At 70.9% G+C, this 16,575-nt stretch carries 16 protein-coding genes; 12 read left to right on the top strand and 4 right to left on the bottom strand.

The genetic code is table 11. The annotated features are described in order from the left end of the window. Positions 1-243: 243 nt before the first annotated feature. Together D7X96_RS15425 and D7X96_RS15420 are read right to left on the bottom strand one after the other, a co-directional pair. Complete coding sequence (locus D7X96_RS15425; RefSeq protein ID WP_120548085.1) at positions 244-747, bottom strand: hypothetical protein; 504 nt, start codon at positions 745-747, stop codon at positions 244-246. Between the two features lie 136 nt (positions 748-883). Beyond that, positions 884-2,230: a short-chain fatty acid transporter gene (locus tag D7X96_RS15420; RefSeq protein ID WP_120548086.1), complete on the bottom strand. Its 1,347-nt coding sequence runs from the start codon at positions 2,228-2,230 to the stop codon at positions 884-886. An 84-nt stretch (positions 2,231-2,314) separates the two neighbouring features. Between D7X96_RS15420 and D7X96_RS15415 the strand changes: the two genes are divergently transcribed. From D7X96_RS15415 to D7X96_RS15380, 8 genes are all read left to right on the top strand, one after another. After that, entirely contained in the window at positions 2,315-3,787 is a 1,473-nt protein-coding gene (locus D7X96_RS15415) for an ATPase domain-containing protein (RefSeq protein ID WP_121770062.1), read from the top strand. A 13-nt stretch (positions 3,788-3,800) separates the two neighbouring features. Further along, positions 3,801-4,190 (top strand): response regulator, encoded by a 390-nt coding sequence (locus tag D7X96_RS15410; protein WP_121723938.1) that lies wholly within the window; start codon positions 3,801-3,803, stop codon positions 4,188-4,190. A 37-nt stretch (positions 4,191-4,227) separates the two neighbouring features. Beyond that, positions 4,228-5,049, top strand: a complete 822-nt coding sequence (locus D7X96_RS15405) for a hypothetical protein (protein WP_121770061.1) — start codon at positions 4,228-4,230, stop codon at positions 5,047-5,049. 128 nt (positions 5,050-5,177) lie between these two features. Continuing rightward, positions 5,178-5,570, top strand: a complete 393-nt coding sequence (locus D7X96_RS15400; protein ID WP_120548090.1) for a hypothetical protein — start codon at positions 5,178-5,180, stop codon at positions 5,568-5,570. A gap of 3 nt (positions 5,571-5,573) precedes the next feature. Continuing rightward, a complete protein-coding gene (locus D7X96_RS15395) occupies positions 5,574-5,831 on the top strand; it encodes a DUF5985 family protein (protein ID WP_120548091.1) in 258 nt (85 codons plus the stop codon). A gap of 2 nt (positions 5,832-5,833) precedes the next feature. Next, complete coding sequence (locus D7X96_RS15390) at positions 5,834-6,109, top strand: DUF5985 family protein (RefSeq protein WP_120548092.1); 276 nt, start codon at positions 5,834-5,836, stop codon at positions 6,107-6,109. A gap of 31 nt (positions 6,110-6,140) precedes the next feature. After that, entirely contained in the window at positions 6,141-7,103 is a 963-nt protein-coding gene (locus tag D7X96_RS15385) for an aldo/keto reductase (RefSeq protein ID WP_120548093.1), read from the top strand. 142 nt (positions 7,104-7,245) lie between these two features. Beyond that, complete coding sequence (locus D7X96_RS15380; protein WP_121770060.1) at positions 7,246-10,032, top strand: sensor histidine kinase; 2,787 nt, start codon at positions 7,246-7,248, stop codon at positions 10,030-10,032. On the opposite strand, the gene D7X96_RS15375 is transcribed toward D7X96_RS15380, so the two are convergent. Then, a complete protein-coding gene (locus D7X96_RS15375) occupies positions 10,013-10,156 on the bottom strand; it encodes a hypothetical protein (RefSeq protein ID WP_244219593.1) in 144 nt (47 codons plus the stop codon). The two genes, D7X96_RS15380 and D7X96_RS15375, sit on opposite strands and share 20 nt — an antisense overlap. An 11-nt stretch (positions 10,157-10,167) precedes the next feature. Beyond that, positions 10,168-11,694, bottom strand: coding sequence for an aldehyde dehydrogenase (gene adh / locus D7X96_RS15370; RefSeq protein ID WP_121770059.1), 1,527 nt, complete (start codon positions 11,692-11,694; stop codon positions 10,168-10,170). 198 nt (positions 11,695-11,892) lie between these two features. Here adh and D7X96_RS40945 point away from each other — a divergent pair, with 198 nt between their 5' ends. The 4 genes from D7X96_RS40945 (at position 11,893) to D7X96_RS15350 (ending at position 16,570) form a co-directional block, all read left to right on the top strand. Then, positions 11,893-12,564 carry a phosphoribosyltransferase gene (locus D7X96_RS40945; RefSeq protein WP_121770065.1) on the top strand — a complete coding sequence of 224 codons (672 nt, stop codon included), beginning with the start codon at positions 11,893-11,895 and terminating at the stop codon, positions 12,562-12,564. 21 nt (positions 12,565-12,585) lie between these two features. After that, positions 12,586-13,272, top strand: a complete 687-nt coding sequence (locus D7X96_RS40940; protein ID WP_121770058.1) for a dienelactone hydrolase family protein — start codon at positions 12,586-12,588, stop codon at positions 13,270-13,272. Beyond that, positions 13,269-14,213 carry a ribokinase gene (locus D7X96_RS15355; RefSeq protein WP_121770057.1) on the top strand — a complete coding sequence of 315 codons (945 nt, stop codon included), beginning with the start codon at positions 13,269-13,271 and terminating at the stop codon, positions 14,211-14,213. Before D7X96_RS40940 ends, D7X96_RS15355 begins: the two co-directional genes overlap by 4 nt. A 140-nt stretch (positions 14,214-14,353) precedes the next feature. Further along, positions 14,354-16,570 (top strand): CRISPR-associated endonuclease Cas3'', encoded by a 2,217-nt coding sequence (locus D7X96_RS15350; protein ID WP_244219592.1) that lies wholly within the window; start codon positions 14,354-14,356, stop codon positions 16,568-16,570. Positions 16,571-16,575 lie beyond the last annotated feature (5 nt).

The following is a 16,575-nucleotide window of genomic DNA, read 5'->3' as shown; positions in this document are numbered from 1 at the left end:
AACCCCGACTCCCCCGCCCTTCAACCGCGCCCAAGCCGTACTGCAAGCGCGCGGCCAACGTGTCCTGGCAAAGGTGTCCCCTCGACGGAAGTCCCGGTGAGCCGGGTGGAAGGGCAGGGTCCATGTCCGCCAGCCGGTAATTCCTGCCGACCGGAGGGAGGGGGGACGGTAAAGAAAGACGCCCGCGCGGGTCTCCCCGGCGGGCGTCGATGGATGCGTTTGATGGTGAACGGGATGAAGGCCTTACAGCACCTTCACCTGCACTTCCTTCAGGACCTGATCGCCGCGCATGACGGACACGGTCCAGTTGCCGGCCTTGGGCAGCCGCACGCCGGTCCACTGACGCGCGCGCCAGCCGTCACCCTTCACCTTCACGTCCTTCGTCTCGCGCACGGTGGAGCCCTGCTTCACCTGCACCGTGAGGTCGTCGATGGAGTCGCCCTGGGGCACCAGGTAGCTCTGCCACAGCATCACGTTGGTGTTCGCCTTGACGCCCTCGGGGCCCACCTCGGCGGTGCACTCGAACTTGTTGGGGCCGTCCTTGGCCACCTCCGTGCACAGCTTGGCCTCCACCAGCACGGGACCCTGGCCCTGGCCCTTGTAGAAGTAGTTCCAGGTGTCGCGCACCGCGTCCGCGCTGGGGGCCTTCGCCGACTCCGCCGCCGGCGCCGCCGCCTCCTGCGCTCCCGCCACCGACGCCACACCCAGCACCGCGCACAGCACGCTTCCGTTGAACAGGTTCTTCATGTCTTGGGGTCCCCTCGTTGATGTTGAACAGGGCCGGCCCACGTCCGGCCCCTGGGTGTGCCTGTCTACCATGAAACATCCCGGTCCCATTCCCCGAGTCCCGGAAACCCCGGGCTCTGGAGGCCGGCGCACCGCGCTATCCGAAGAGGAAGAAGCCGAGCGTCACCAGCGGCAGGTACGCGAGGAAGGCCACCAGGAGGAAGCCGAGGATGTCCTTGAACTCCAGCCGCGCCACGGCCAGCAGCGGCAGCGCCCAGAAGGGCTGGATGAGGTCGGTGGCCATGTCTCCCCACGCGTACGCCAGCACCACCTTCTCCGGCGCCACGCCCAGCCGCCCGGCCGCATCCAGCAGGTAGGGCGCTTCAATGGCCCACTTGGAGCCGCCGGAGGGCACGAAGTAGTTCACCACGCCGCTGTAGAGGTACACGATGGCGGGGAAGGTCTGCTGCGTGGACAGCGACACGAAGAGCTCACCAATCCGGTCCGTGAGCCCCGTGGCCTTGAAGATGCCGTAGATGCCCGCGTACAGCGGGAACTGCAGCACGATGCCGTGCAGGACGCTCGCGGCCTCCTCGCTCGCCTTGAGCAGCCGCGCGGGCGTGCCGTGCAGCAGCACCGCCAGCATGAGGAAGGTGAAGTTCACCACGTTGAGGTTGAGCGCCTTCCAGCCGCCGTTCAGCCACAGGTGCCGCGCGAACCACGCCAGGCCCAGCACGCCGAAGATGGCGTTGAGCAGCCACGCGTGGTCCAGCCACTCCGCGGGGCTCAACTTCCCCTGAGGCTTCTCCGGGGGAACGAAGTCGCCCAGCTTCTCCAGCACCGCGGGCTCCACGCGCACGGTGCGCTCCGGCGACGGGTGCAGCGCCCACGCCAGCGCGGTGAGCAGCGCCACCGCCGCCAGCGTCAGGCCCACGTTGAAGGGGGAGAAGAGCGTCCGGTCGATGGGGATGACCCCCAGCTGCTTCTCCAGGAAGTGCCCCGGCGTCGCGACGAGCAGCGGCGCGGAGGCGGACAGGCCCGCGTGCCACGTGGCGCCCAGCCCGAAGTAGGCGCACGCCACCAGCAGCCGGTAGTCCACGTCCGGGCGCCTGCGCGCGATGAAGCGCACCAGCATGGCGCTGGCGACCAGCGACAGGCCCCAGTTGAAGTACGCGAGCGCCATGGACACCGCCGCCATCAGCGCGGTGGCGCTCCGGGGGCTTCCGGGCAGGCTGGCGACCTTCTCCAGCAGCGCCTTCACCGGGGCGGTGAGCGCCAACAGATAGCCGGTGAACATCACCAGGGCCATCTGCATGGAGAAGGTCAAGAGCTCCCAGAAGCCGCCGCCCCACGCGTCCAGCACCACCGGCGGCGCGGCGCCCACCCACCCCAGGGCCAGCGCCATGGTGAGCAGGGTGAGCAGCACCGCGATGGCGAAGGCGCTGGGGACGAAGCGCGCGGAGAAGCGCCCCAGGCCTTCGGCGAACCGGACGAGGGTTTCCACGGGTTGAGGGCTCCAGGCAGTCAGGGGACCCCGGCGTGAAACTCCCAGGGCGACACCCCGGGTTTTACGGTATGAGCGGTCGCCATGTCCCCTAGCGAGCAGCACGCCCCTGTCTTCGATCGCATCACGACAGGTGTGCCCGGACTGGACCCCATCCTGGGCGGTGGCCTGGTGGCCTCAGGCGTCTACATCGTCGTGGGGGAGCCCGGCGCGGGGAAGACCCTCTTCGCCAACCAGCTGTGCTACTCGCAGGCCCGCCAGGGCACTCGCTGCCTGTACGTGACGCTGCTGGCGGAGTCGCACTCGCGCATGCTCGCGAACCTGCGCGGCATGTCGTTCTTCGACGCCTCCCAGCTGCCGCAGCGCATCTACTACGTCAGCGGCTTCCGCATGCTGGAGGAGCAGGGGCTGCCGGGCCTGCTGGAGCTCTTGCGCCGGGAGATGCGCAACCACGGCGCGGGCATCCTGGTGCTGGACGGCCTGGTGCAGGCGCAGGAGGCCGCGGGCAGCAGCCGCGACTTCAAGAAGTTCATCCACGAGCTCCAGGTGTCCGCCGGCCTGTCGCGCTTCACCGCGCTCCTGCTCACGAGCAGCGTGGGCCCCACCGTGCACCCGGAATACACCATGGTGGACGGCATCCTGGAGCTGCGCGAGCGCACGGCGGCCATGCGCTCCTGGCGCGAAATCCAGGTGCGCAAGTTCCGGGGCAGCGCCAGCCTCAACGGCACGCACCACTTCCGCATCTCCGAGTCGGGCCTGGAGGTCTTCCCCCGCCTGGAGACCATGGTCAGCCGCGCGCAGCCGCCGGACTGGGGCACGCAGCGCGTGCGCTTCGGCGTGCCCACGTTGGACGCCATGATTCCAGAGGGCATCGCCGCGGCGTCCACCACGCTGGTGATGGGGCCCCCGGGCTGCGGAAAAACCATCCTCGGCGTGAGCCACCTGTCGGAGGGGCTGCGCCTGGGCGAGCCCTGCCTGATGGTGAGCTTCTACGAGGGGCCGGACCGGCTGCTGCACAAGGCGGCCAACGTGGGACTGTCCCTGGGCAGCGCGGTGAAGGACGGCCGGCTGTCGCTCCAGTGGAACATGCCCGCCGAGTGCAACCTGGACCTGGTGGCGCACACGATGCTGGAGGACGTGCGCAAGCGCGGCGTGAAGCGGCTGTTCGTGGACGGCCTGAGCGCCATGGTGGAGACCACGAACGAGCCGGCGCGCATCAGCCCCTTCTTCGCGGCGCTCACGCAGGAGCTGCGACGCCACGGGGTGACGACCGTCTTCACGCTGGAGACGCCGCGCCTCTTCGGCCCGGACATGGACGTGCCCCTGGGGACCGGCCTGTCCGGCGTGGCGGAGAACCTGCTGTTCATGCGCCACCTGGAGCTCAACGGCCGCCTGCGGCGGCTGCTCTCCATCTTCAAGCTGCGGGACGCGGACTACGACCCGACGCTGCGCGAGTTCCTCATCACCAGCCAGGGAATCGAGATCCAGCCGCCCTTCCAGCCGTCACCCGAGCTGCTGCTCACCGGCATCGCCCGCTTCCCGGGCAACCACTCCTGACCTCGGAGGCTCCGTGGTTCCCGCGACCGAGACAGTGCTGGTGGTGGACGACGAACAGGGCATCCTGGAGGCGCTCGCGGACCTGCTGCGCGAGGAGGGCTACCGCGTGCTCACGGCGTCCCACGGCCGTGAGGCCCTGGAGCGCATGGCGGAGGTGAAGCCGGACCTGGTGCTCACGGACTGGATGATGCCCGTGCTGGACGGCCCCGCGCTGATTGAACGCATCGGGCAGGACCCGTCCCTGCGCCACATCCCCGTGCTGGGCATGAGCGCCGTGGACGTCAACGGGCTCAAGCGCCTGTACCCGGGCATGGAGTTCCTCCAGAAGCCGTTCGACATCCGGGCCCTGATGAAGCTGGTGCGCCGGTCCCTGGACGCGAATCCCCGCGTCCGGGGAGGGTGAGCCGAGACGCACCGACCGCGTGCCCGGAGGGTCCGCCATGTTCCATCTGCTCAAGCTGGGTCCCGTGCCCCTCTCCGTGGGCACCACCGGCGTCTACCTGCGCATCGGCGAGTCGGGCGACCCGTCTCCGCCCGTCTTCGAACAGACGGACCTGGCCGGCGTGCGCGCCCTCATCGCCGGCCTGGAGCCGTCCGACGTGTCGTGCGAGCCCGCCCTGGCGGACGCCGCCTCCGAGCTGGGCCTGGCCGTGGCGCCTCCGTCCCTGGCGGCCCTCTCCGCGCGGGCGGCCATCGCCACCTTCCTCGCGTGGGGCCAGATGGGCGTGTCCGGCCTGGGCAGCGACAAGGCGCTGCTCTTCGTCCAGGCCGCCACCGAGTTCTGGGACGCGCAGCCCTGGACGCACTGGGACGACAGCCAGGCCTTCACCGTGGACGTGACGGGCGCGCACGAGCACACCTACGAGGGCTGCGTCTTCCACGGCGAGGACGACGGCCCCTCGGGCCTGGCGCTCTACCTGTCCCCCGGCTCATTGGGGCGGCTGCTGGAGCTCCAGGTGCACGGCGCGGACAAGGAGGCCCAGGGGTTGCCCGCCATCACCGTGTCGCTGGAGGCCCGCCCCGGCTACGCCGTGGAGGCGCTGTCCGCCGCCGGCCGCGCGCCCCGGCTGCCCCTGCCCGTGAAGGCCGGCCCCCAGGGGCTGTCCGTGCCCTCCAGCCTGGAGTCCCTCATCCTGGTGGCCGCCCTGCGCGCCGTGGCCCGCCTGTCCCCGGCCCAACCCGAAGCGCTGAGCAGCATGGTGGCCGGCGATGCCCGCATGGACGTCCGCGTCCGCGCTCCCGCCCCCCGTGTCCGCAACTAGGCGGAATCAGGGGGCCCCCGGCGTGACGCACCCGGACCAGCCAGACGGCCAGGCTCGTGTGAGACTGTTAACAACCGCCATCACCGAAAAGGTTGATTCACAAAGTATCTGGGTCCATAGGTGGAGACGTGACTGACGCCGGCCTTTCTCCACGGGTCCAGCGCTTCATCACGACGCACATCGATTCCATCGAGAAGCTGGAGGTCCTCCTCTTGCTTCGCGCCCGGACGGACCGGGCGTGGTCTGCGTCGGCGGTGGCCCTGGAGCTGCGCATCACCGAAGCCTCGGCGGCCCGCCGCATGGCGGAGCTCAAGACGGGCGGGCTGCTTCTCCAGGATGGGGTGGAGCAGGACGCCTACCGCTTCAGCCCCGGCCGCTCGGAGGACGTACAGGCCACGGCGGAGCTGGCCGCGGCGTACGCCGCGCGCCGGGTGAGCGTGATTTCGTTCATCTTCTCACGCCCCATGGACCGGGTGCGGGGCTTCGCGGACGCGTTCGTGATCAAGAAGGACGGCGACTGACCTATGGCTGAAGCGGTCTACATCCTGTGTGCGCTGACGAGCCTCGCGTGCGCGGTGCTGCTGCTGAGGGCCTGGCGGCGCACGCGGATGAAGCTCTTGCTCTACAGCGGCCTGTGCTTCTCGGCGTTCACGGTGAACAACGTGCTGCTCTTCGTGGACCTGGTGGTCATTCCCGCGGGAGACCTGTCGCTGGCCCGCACCTTCACGTCGCTCGTGGGGGGCGGCGTGTTGCTCTTCGGCCTCATCTGGGACGTGTCCTGAGCATGTGGAAGCCTCTGCTCGATGGCGCGGTGATGATGGCGTACCTGGCGTGCGCCCTGTTCTTCCTGCGCTTCTATCTCCAGTCGAAGGACCGGCTGTTCGCGCTGTTCTCCCTGGCGTTCACGCTGATGGGGCTGAACAACCTGCTGGGCGCCGTGGTGGGACCGGACCTGGACACGGAGCGCATCCACTACCTGTACGTCATCCGCCTGGTGGCCTACCTGCTCATCCTGGGAGCCATCTGGGACAAGAACCGGGCGGGGCGCGGCTCGCGTTGAGATGCTTGCCTCCTGACGGGAGGACTTCTTCATGACCACGACCTCGCTTCCCCGCTTCACCCCGCGCCGCGCGTTGGGGCGCACGGGCTTCACCGCCACGGCGGTGGGCATTGGCGACCTGGCGGACCGCACGGTGCCGCGCGAGGAGCTGATCGCCACGCTCGCGCGGGCGCTGGACGCGGGGCTCAACGTCATCGACACGGCGCCCGGCTACGAGGACGGCCTGAGCGAGGAGGTGGTGGGCCAGGCGCTGCGCGGCCGCCGCGAGGGCGTGTTCGTCATCGACAAGGTGGACGCGCTGGACGCGCCGGTGGCGCCGCAGGTGGAGCTGTCCCTGCGGCGGCTGGGCCTGCCCTGGGTGGACCTGTTCGCGCTGCACGCGGTGAAGTCGCTGGCGCAGTGGGAGGCGCTGGCCCGGCCGGGCGGCGCGCTGGAGCAGCTGGAGGCGTGCGTGGCGAAGGGGCAGGCGCGCTTCAAGGGCATCTCCTGCCACCACCCGGACGCGCTGGTGGCGGCGGTGCGCTCGGGCCGGTGTGACGTGGTGATGTTCCCGCTGGGGCCGTTCGTGGACGCGCGCTACGTGGAACAGGTGCTGCCCCTGGCGCGGGAGAAGGGCGTGGGCGTGGTGTCCTTCAAGACGTTCGGCGCGGGCAAGCTGCTGGGGGACACGGAGGGCTACGGCCGGCCGCTCCAGGCGCGTCCTCGCGGCAAGGTCAGCTCCCCAGGCTCTGGAGACCAGACGCCGGGCACGCCGGAATTGCCGCACCTGTCGGTGGCGGAGTGCGTGCGGTACACGCTCACGCTGGAGCCGGACGTGATGTTGCTGGGGATGGGCTTCCCGAACGAACAGGACGCCGCGCTCCAGGCGGCCGCGGCCTTCCGGCCCCTGGACCCGGCGGGCATGCGGGCGGTGCGGGAGCGCGCGCACGCCGCCATCCAGGGCAAGGGCGCGGTGTGGTGGAACCCGCCTTCACCGGACGTGGCGGCGGGCTGAGCCGCCGGGCGCCGGTGGGTTGCCTGCCGGACACTCGATGGGAGTCCGGTGGTCGCCGCGGCTTGTGGCAGGTCTTAGACCGTCATTATCGGAATGTCCCATTGGTATGGCGTCATCCCCATGACGTCGTGGCCCGCGCTCCATGCCCGAACCCTCCCTTGAGCCTTCAACCGAGCCCACCGGTGAGACACGGCCGCCGTCCGCCGTGACGGCGAACGTCGTGTCCCCCGCGTCCCAGGCCGGTGCGCGTGGGGCCTGCGCCGCGGAGGAGGGCCGCTTCGCGTTCCTGGCCCGCGCGGGCGAGGCGCTGGCGTCGTCGCTGGATGAGCCCACGGTGCTGCGCCAGCTGGCGGAGCTGGTGGTGCCGGACCTGGCGGACTGGTGCGCGGTGGACGTCGTCACTCCGTCCGGCGCGGTGGTGCGCCGGGCCGCGGCGCACCGGGACTCCGCGCTGGTGCCTTCCGTGTATGCCATCGCCGGGCGCTGGGCCCTGCGGGAGGACGGCTCCCTCGGCGTGGCCCACGTGCTGCGCACCGGAGAGGCCCGGCTCATCCCGGACGTGCCCGAGCAGGTGTTCCTGGAGGCGGCCCGGGGAAACGAGTCCATGGAGGACACCTGGCGCCTGGGCTGCCGCTCCGTGATGGTGGTGCCGCTGGTGGCGCGCGGGCGGGTGCTGGGATGTCTGTCATTGATGTCCGGCGCGGCCGGCCGCTACGGCGAACCCGACCTGGAGCTGGCGCGTGAGCTGGCCCGCCGGGCCGCGCTGTCGCTGGACAACGCGCGCCTGTATGGCGAAGCCCGCCAGGCCCAGGCGCGCACGGCGCGGCTGCAGGCGGTGACGGCGTCCCTGTCCCGCGCGGCCACCGAGGACGCGGTGGCCCAGGTGCTGGCGCGCGAGGTGTGGGAGGCGAGCGGCGCCACGCGCGTCGCGGTGCTGGCGCTGGAGGAGGACGGCCTCGTGCGTCCGCTGCGCGTGCTGGGGTACTCCGAGGACGCGCTGGCCGCCTTCCACCGCCCGGCGAGCGGCGCCGCCCGCGAGGGCATCCAGTGCATCCGGCGCGAGGCGGGCTGGTTCGGTTCGTTGGAGGAGTTCGTCGCGCGCTACCCGCAGGACGCGGAGCTCGCGCGCAGCCACGGGCAGGGGGCCCGCGCGGTGGTGCCGCTGTGGGGGGACTTGCGCGCGCGGGGGCTCTTGCTGCTCGGGTGGCCGGAGCCGCGCGTCTTCCCGGCCGCGGAGCGCGCGTTCCTGGAGGCGCTGGCGCACCAGTGCGCGCAGGCGCTGGAGCGCGCCGCCCTCTACGAAGCGCTGCGCGAGCGCTCGGAGCGGCTGCGGCAGGCGCTGGTGACGGGCGACATGGGGACGTGGCGCCTGGACCTGGTGCACGGCAAGGAGCTGCGCGACGCGGCGCTCAATCACCTGCTGGGCCTGCCGGCGGTGGACTCATCCCTGCCGGTGGGGGACCTGCTGCAATACCTCCACCCGGAGGACCGGCCGCACGTGGAGGCGGAGTTCCGCCGCAATCAGCGCGAGGCGCCGGGCTTCTTCGAGGCGGAGTTCCGCGTCATCCGCCGCGACGGCGGCGTGCGCTGGCTGCACAGCGTGGGGCAGTCCTTCGCCGGGCCGGACGGGAAGGTGACGGAGCTCACCGGCGCCATGGCGGACGTCACCCGGCGCAAGGAGGCCGAGGAGCGGCTGCAGCTGCTATTGGACGCAAGCCGCGTGCTGGCGCTGCGCCTGGACGACGTGGAGGCGGCGCTGCCGGAGGTGGCGCGGCTGGTGGTGGACCACGTGGCCACCGGCTGCCTGGTGGACCTGGCCGCGCCGGACGGCACCCTGCGGCGGGTGACGGCGGCCCACCGCGTGCCCGAGCACGACGCGCGGCTGCATGCGGCCCTGGGAGGAACGGACCGGGGGCCCGCGCACCCGGCGCTCCAGTGCTTCCAGACCGGCGAGGTCCGCTTCCTCTCCCACGTGGACTTCATGCGGTGCGAAGACTTCTCCACGAGCACCGGGCACCGGGCGCTGGTGGACCACCTGTCGCCCACGTCGGTGCTGTCGGTGCCGCTGCGCGCGCGGGGCCGCACGCTGGGCGTCATCACGCTGTTCACCGCGGAGCCCCAGCGCACGCTGGTGGCCGCGGACGTGAGCATGGCGGAGGAGCTGGCGCTGCGCCTGAGCGTGGCGCTGGAGAACGCGCGCCTGTTCCACGACGCCCAGTCCGCGGTGCGGCTGCGCGACGAGTTCCTCTCCGTGGCGAGCCACGAATTGAAGACGCCGCTCACCAGCCTCATCCTCCAGCACAACCTCATTGGCCGGGCGCTGGAGTCCTCGGGCACGCCGTCGCTGGTGACAGGACGGCTCAACACCGCGCAGCGGCAGGTGTTCCGGCTGACGGCGCTGGTGGACAACCTGCTGGACGTCAGCCGTCTGTCATTGGGCAAGCTGTCGCTGGAGCGCGCGGAGGTGGACCTGGCGCAGCTGACGCGCGACGCGGTGGAGCGCCTGGAGGACGTGTTCGCCCAGGCGCGCTGTCCCCTCCAGCTGGAGCTGCCGCGCACGCTGCCGGGCCACTGGGACGCGTCGCGGTTGGACCAGGTGCTGGTGAACCTGCTCACCAACGCGGCGAAGTACGGCGCGGGCCACCCGGTGTCGGTGCGCGCGGGCGTGGACGCGAGCGACGAGGCCTGGGTGGAGGTGCGCGACCAGGGCATCGGCATCGACGCGGACGCGCTGCCGCGCCTCTTCGGCCGCTTCGAGCGCGCCGTGAGCGAGCGGCACTACGGCGGCATGGGGCTGGGGCTCTACATCAGCCGCCAGATTGTGGAAGCGCTGGGCGGCCGCATCGACGTGGACAGCCAGCCGGGGCAGGGCGCCACCTTCACGTTGCGCCTGCCCCGGAGCGCGCCCCTCAGCGTCGCGGCCCCTTGAGCGGGGGCCCCTCCTGCTCCAGCGCGCGGTACTCGTCGTCGGTGAACAGGCGTGAGCGGATGAGGAAGCGCACGCCTTCGGAGGCCTCGACGGCCGGCGTGGCCTCGACGCGCGGCACGGGCATGCGCGGGCGTCCTAGAAGAAGCCCATGGGCTTCGGGTCGTAGCTGACGAGCAGGTTCTTCGTCTGCTGGTAGTGATTGAGCATCATCTTGTGCGTCTCACGCCCGATGCCGGACTGCTTGTAGCCGCCGAACGCCGCGTGCGCGGGGTACAGGTGGTAGCAGTTCACCCAGACGCGGCCCGCCTGGATGCCGCGGCCCATGCGGTACGCGGTGTGGGTGTCGCGCGTCCACACGCCAGCGCCCAGGCCGTAGAGCGTGTCATTGGCCAGCGCGAGCGCGTCCTCGGCGTCCTTGAACTTCGCCACCGCGACGACGGGGCCGAAAATCTCCTCCTGGAACACGCGCATCTTGTTGCTGCCCTCGAAGATGGTGGGCTCCACGTAGTAGCCCTCCGCCAGCGCGCCGGGCAGCGCCTTGCGCCCGCCACCGGTGAGCACCTTCGCGCCCTCCTTCCTGCCGATGTCCAGGTAGCTGAGGATCTTCTCCAGCTGGTCGTTGGACGCCTGCGCGCCAATCTGCGTGGCGGTGTCCAGCGGGTTGCCCTGCACGATGCGCTTCGTGCGCTCCACCGCCCTGGCGATGAACTCGTCGTAGAAGCGCTCGGCGACGAGCGAGCGCGACGGGCAGGTGCAGACCTCGCCCTGGTTGAGGGCGAACATGGCGAAGCCCTCCAGCGCCTTCTGGGCGAAGTCGTCGTCCCTGGCGAAGACGTCCTCGAAGAAGATGTTGGGGGACTTGCCGCCCAGCTCCAGGGTGACGGGGATGATGTTCTCGGAGGCGTACTGCATGATGAGGCGGCCGGTGGTCGTCTCACCCGTGAAGGCAATCTTCGCGATGCGCTTGTTGCTGGCGAGCGGCTTGCCCGCCTCGATGCCGAAGCCGTTCACGATGTTGAGCACGCCGGGGGGCAGCAGGTCGCCCACCAGCTCCGCGAACTTGAGGATGGTGATGGGGGTCTGCTCCGCGGGCTTGAGCACCACGCAGTTGCCGGCGGCCAGCGCGGGGGCCAGCTTCCACGCGGCCATCAGCAGCGGGAAGTTCCACGGGATGATCTGCCCCACGACGCCCAGCGGCTCGGTGAAGTGGTAGGCGACGGTGTTGTCATCCAGCTGGCTGAGCGAGCCTTCCTGCGCGCGGATGCAACCGGCGAAGTAGCGGAAGTGGTCGATGGCCAGCGGCAGGTCCGCGGCGAGCGTCTCGCGGATGGGCTTGCCGTTGTCCCACGTCTCGGAGACGGCGAGCATCTCCAGGTTCTGCTCCATGCGGTCGGCGATCTTCAGCAGGATGTTGGCGCGCTCACCCGGAGCGGTGCGGCCCCACGCGTCCTTCGCCTTGTGCGCCGCGTCCAGCGCCTTCTCGATGTCCTCCGCCGTGGAGCGGGGAACCTCGCAGAAGGGGCGTCCGGTGACGGGGCTGATGTTCTCGAAGTACTGGCCCTTCACGGGCGGGACGAACTCACCGCCAATGTAGTTGCCATAACGGCTCTTGTACTCGACCTTGCTGCCCTTCTGACCCGGAGCTTCATAGACCTTCGACATGGGGGACTCCCTGCGTTGGGTTTGACGCGGAGCAGACGATAGGCAGGTAACGCTTTGCGTTGTGCACGCGGGGGCGGGTACGAATGTTTGTTAATGGTTGATCGCTGAATCAGTCACTCGGGTGTGATGCGAGCGGACGGGCAGGGCGGCCTTGCTGCCTCCCGGCATGTCTTCCACCTCAAGAGGTGGGGGCACGTCATGCAAATGTTTCGAGACCGCGTCGACGCCGGCCGTGCGCTGGGGCAACGGCTCCGCGTCCTGCTCGGCGGGGGCGGTGACCTGTTGGTGTTGGCATTGCCGCGCGGCGGTGTGCCGGTGGGGTTCGAGGTCGCTCGGATCCTCGGGGTACCGCTGGACGTGTTCATGGTGCGCAAGCTCGGCACGCCGGGGCATGAGGAGCTGGCCATGGGGGCCATCGCCACGGGCGGCGTCACGGTGCTCAACGCGAGCGTCGTGCGGAGGCTGGGGATTCCGAAGTCCGCCATCGCCGCGGCCGCCGAGCGGGAGGCGCGGGAGCTGGTCCGGCGGGAGCACCTCTTCCGGGAGGGCAGGCCGCCCGCGCGGGTCGAAGGGCGGACGGTCATCCTGGTGGATGACGGGCTGGCGACGGGCTCCACCATGCGGGCGGCGCTCCGGGCGCTGCGCCAGCACGGGCCCGCGCGCGTCGTGGTGGGCGTGCCGGTGGGGGCGCCGGAGACGTGCGCGGAGTTCGAGCGCGAGGCGGACGCGGTGGTCTGCGTCCACACCCCGGCGCCGTTCTACGCGGTAGGCCAATGGTTCGAGGACTTCACGCAGACCACCGACGACGAGGTGCGCGAGCTGCTGGCGCGCGCGGCGCACGGTGAGGAGAGCGCGCCGGTGGCGCCGTGAGTCCGGAAGGAGGGTTGAGACATGGAGCCACGCATTTCGGAATACGCGGTCCGGCTGGAGGCGGAGCCCGGCGTGGAGCTGGAGGGAATGCTGAGCGTGCCGGAGTCGGTCTCGGGCGTGGTGCTGTTCGCGCATGGCAGCGGCAGCAGCCGCTTCAGCCCGCGCAACCGGTACGTCGCCCGGGTACTGCAACAGGTGGGGCTGGCGACACTGCTCATGGACCTGCTCACGCAGGACGAGGAGGAAGCCGAGCGGTGGACGCGGCACCTGCGCTTCGACATCGAGCTGCTGGCGCGAAGGCTCGTGGGAGCGACGCGGTGGCTGGCGCAGCTGCCGGCGCTGGGGAGCCAGCCACTGGGGTTGATGGGTTCGAGCACGGGCGCGGGAGCGGCGCTGGTGGCCGCGGGGCGCATGCCTGAGGCGTTTCAAGCGGTGGTGTCCCGGGGCGGCCGTCCGGACCTGGCGGGAGCCCTGCTGCCGTCGGTGCGAGCACCGACGCTGCTCATCGTGGGCGGGGACGACACGCAAGTGATTGCGCTCAACCGTCAGGCATGTGAGGCGCTGCGCATGGACAAACGATTGGAGATCGTTCCCGGCGCGACGCACCTCTTCGAGGAGCCGGGGACGCTCGAACAGGCGGCGGGGCTTGCGCGGAACTGGTTCCTCCAGCACCTGACGCAGGAAGCACGGGGAGGGGTTTCGCCATGAGCCCACGCATCGTGGTGGTGGGGGGCGTGGCGACGGACTACCTGGTGCGCGGGAGGTCGTTCCCGGAGCCGGGAGGCAGCGCCGAGGGCGACGTCTTCCAGGAAGCGCTCGGAGGAAAGGGGGCGAACGCCGCGGTGGCCGCGGTGAGGCTGGGGGCGCACGCCACGCTGGTGGCGAGGGTCGGAGCGGATGGACGCGGGCTGGCGCAGGTGGCGCGGCTGCAACGGGAGGGCGTGTCGCTGGACGCGGTGCGGACCGATGCGACGACGCCGTCGGGCGCGGTGCTGGTGATGGTGGATGGGCACGGAAGGAAGCAGACGTTCTTTTCGCCGGGAGCCAATCACAGACTGTCCATCCGGGATGTGTTGCGGAGCGCGGAGTGGATCGCCACCGCGAAGGTCTTGCTCGTGCAGTTGGAGGTGCCGCTGGACGCGGTCCAGGCCGCGGTCCGCCTGGCGAGAGCCGCGGGAGTCCGGGTGGTGTTGGATCCCGCGCCGGCCGTGCCGCTGCCGGAGGTCTTGCTGGAGGACGTGCACGTCATCCGGCCCAACGCATTGGAGGCCAGGACGCTGACGGGAATCCGGGTGCACGACCGCGCCTCCGCGCGACGAGCCGCGCGCAACCTGCTGCTGCGAGGCGTGGGGGCGGCCATCATCGCGGCACCCGGAGGCAGTCTGCTGGTGTCGAGGGAGGAGGAGGCGTGGCTGCCCGACCTGCCGGTGGACACGGTGGATACCACCGGAGCGGGGGATGCATTCTCCGCGGCACTGAGTGTCGGGCTGGCGGAGTCCCACCCGCTCCTCACCGCCGCGCAGTTCGCGCACGCCGCGGCCGCCATCGCGACGACACGGCTGGGAGCGCAGGCGGGACTGCCCTACCGGGATGAAGTGCTGGGCCTGCTCTCGGACGTGAGGCCAGAAGTCCGGCTCGCGCCGCCGTAGCGAAGACCTCCGAGACACACCGTCCGCTGTCTCACCATGCCTCTTCTGGGGGATTCCGGCGGGTGTGGGGCGCGCGCCATGCTGACGCCATTCATTGCCTGGGGGGCACTCTGTCCAATGCGCACGCGGCCTGGGCACACGTGGATGAACAGGGACGGCCGCACCTGCTCGAGGAGCACCTGGAATCCGTGGGTGAACTGGCGGCGCGGTTCGCGCGACGCTTCGGCTCCGAGGAATGGGCGCGCTTGGCGGGCCGGTGGCATGACCTGGGGAAGTACACGGTCGCGTTTCAGAACCTCATCCGCCGTGAGCACGGCATCGAAGCGCACCTGGAGCAGGAAGGGCCCGTAGGCCCGAGAGACCACTCCACGGCGGGCGCGCTGCATGCGCAGGCGGTGCTAGGAGGTCAGGGATTGTTCCTGGCGTTCATCATCGCAGGGCACCACGGTGGCTTGTCGGACAAGGAGCCCCTCGTCTCGGAGCGACTTAAGGCGCTGGACCGGCAGGCTCTGTATGCCCAAGCGTTGAAGTGGCCCATCCCCGAAGGGCTGCTGCGCCCCGGCGCGCGCCCGGTGACTCCGGCCTTCCTGGCCCCGAAGCCGGGAGGGCGGGAGCCTGAGCGTGAGCGGGTCCGGCGCCTGGAGATGTGGATCCGGATGAGCTTCTCCGCGCTCTGTGACGCCGACTTCCTCGACACAGAGGCCTTCTTCGACGCCGGGAAGGCCGCGCTGCGCGGCGGTGGCCCTTCCATCGAGTCATTGCGTGACCGGCTGCGGGCGCACCTGGAGCGGCTGGAGGCGCGTGTGCGGTCTCGCGGGCCGCTGTCCGAGGTGAACCGCGTACGCTCGGAGGTGCTTGCCTCGTGCAGGGCCAGGGCCGCGGAGCGTCCTGGCATCTTCAGCCTGACGGTCCCCACGGGGGGCGGAAAGACGCTCGCGTCGATGGCGTTCGCGCTGGAGCACGCGGCGCGCCATGGCCTGGAGCGGGTGGTGGTGGCCATCCCGTTCACCTCCATCATCGAACAGAACGCGGTCGTCTACGCGGAGGCGTTGGGCGAGGACGCGGTGCTGGAGCACCACTCCGGTGGGGACCCGCTGCGGGAGACGCACCGCAACCGCGTGGCGGCGGAGAACTGGGACCGCTCGGTCATCGTGACGACGACGGTGCAGCTCTTCGAGAGCCTCTTCGCGAACCGGCCCGGCCCGTGCCGCAAACTGCACCGGCTGGCGGGCAGCGTCATCGTGCTGGACGAGGCGCAGACCCTGCCGCCCGGCCTGCTGGCGCCCATCCTGGACGTGCTCCGCACGCTGGTGACGGACTACGGCGCCTCCGTGGTCATCTGCACGGCGACGCAACCCGCCCTGGGATGGCGGCCCGGCTTGCCGGAGGGCTTCGAGCAGGTGCGGGAGCTCGCGCCCGAGCCCCGCGAGGCCTTTGGCCGGCTGCGCCGGGTCCGCGTGCGCTGGCCGGAGCCGGACGCGCCGCTTTCTCACGAGGACCTGGCGGAGGCATTGGCCCGGGAGCGGAGCGTGCTGGCCATCGTGCACAAGCGCGGGGATGCGCGCGAGGTGTGCGAGGCGGTGGACCGCCGGCTGGGGGACGCCTCTACCTTCCACCTGTCCGCCCTCATGTGCGCGGCCCACCGCGGCGAGGTCCTCGGGCGGATCCGCGAGGCGGTGGCGCGCAGCGGCTCCGTGCGGGTGGTGTCCACGCAGCTCGTGGAAGCGGGCGTGGACCTGGACTTCCCCGTGGTCTACCGCGCGCTGGGCGGACTGGACGCGCTGGCCCAGGCGGCGGGCCGGTGCAACCGCGAGGGCAAGCTTGCGGCTGGCGGGGAGCTGCGGGTGTTCCTGTCGCCCACGAAGCCGCCGAAGGGCGTGGCGCGGACCGCGATGGCGGTGACCCAGGGGCTGCTCGCGCAAGCTCCGGACCTGGACCTCTTCGACCCCGCCATCTTCGAGCGCTATTTCCAGCGGCTCTACGGCGCGAAGTCCCTGGATGAGAAGGGCCTCCTCCCGCTCCGGGAGGCGCTGTGCTTCAGGACGACGGCGGAGTTGTTCCGGTTTATCGAGGACGACTGGTCCGCGCCGGTGGTCGTCCCGTATGGCGACGCGCGCGACGCCATCGCGGAGCTCGAGCGGCTGGGGCCCTCGCGTGAGCGCTTGCGGCGCCTGCAGCGCTTCACGGTGAACGTGGAGAAGGGGAAGCAGGAGGCCTGGTTGAAGAGCCGATGCGCCCGCTGGGTGGCGGAGACGGTGGTGGTCCTCGAGGCCGCGCAGGGGGCCTACGACCCGCGTCTGGGATTGGTTCCCGAGCGGGTGGGGACGTGGGCGCCCACAGCGCTGGTCATTGGATGAACGCG

This window comes from Corallococcus interemptor, from assembly GCF_003668875.1.
In the GTDB taxonomy this organism is placed as follows: domain Bacteria; phylum Myxococcota; class Myxococcia; order Myxococcales; family Myxococcaceae; genus Corallococcus; species Corallococcus interemptor.
Note: the sequence above shows the minus strand (reverse complement) of the source record. Positions and strands in the feature narration are given on the sequence as shown.

Coding starts and splice junctions, on each gene's coding strand:
- D7X96_RS15425 (WP_120548085.1), bottom strand. CDS start 747: ATGAAGAACCTGTTCAACGGAAGCGTGCTGTGCGCGGTGCTGGGTGTG.
- D7X96_RS15415 (WP_121770062.1), top strand. CDS start 2,315: ATGTCCCCTAGCGAGCAGCACGCCCCTGTCTTCGATCGCATCACGACA.
- D7X96_RS15405 (WP_121770061.1), top strand. CDS start 4,228: ATGTTCCATCTGCTCAAGCTGGGTCCCGTGCCCCTCTCCGTGGGCACC.
- D7X96_RS15395 (WP_120548091.1), top strand. CDS start 5,574: ATGGCTGAAGCGGTCTACATCCTGTGTGCGCTGACGAGCCTCGCGTGC.
- D7X96_RS15390 (WP_120548092.1), top strand. CDS start 5,834: ATGTGGAAGCCTCTGCTCGATGGCGCGGTGATGATGGCGTACCTGGCG.
- D7X96_RS15385 (WP_120548093.1), top strand. CDS start 6,141: ATGACCACGACCTCGCTTCCCCGCTTCACCCCGCGCCGCGCGTTGGGG.
- D7X96_RS15380 (WP_121770060.1), top strand. CDS start 7,246: ATGCCCGAACCCTCCCTTGAGCCTTCAACCGAGCCCACCGGTGAGACA.
- D7X96_RS15375 (WP_244219593.1), bottom strand. CDS start 10,156: ATGCCCGTGCCGCGCGTCGAGGCCACGCCGGCCGTCGAGGCCTCCGAA.
- adh (WP_121770059.1), bottom strand. CDS start 11,694: ATGTCGAAGGTCTATGAAGCTCCGGGTCAGAAGGGCAGCAAGGTCGAG.
- D7X96_RS40945 (WP_121770065.1), top strand. CDS start 11,893: ATGCAAATGTTTCGAGACCGCGTCGACGCCGGCCGTGCGCTGGGGCAA.
- D7X96_RS40940 (WP_121770058.1), top strand. CDS start 12,586: ATGGAGCCACGCATTTCGGAATACGCGGTCCGGCTGGAGGCGGAGCCC.
- D7X96_RS15355 (WP_121770057.1), top strand. CDS start 13,269: ATGAGCCCACGCATCGTGGTGGTGGGGGGCGTGGCGACGGACTACCTG.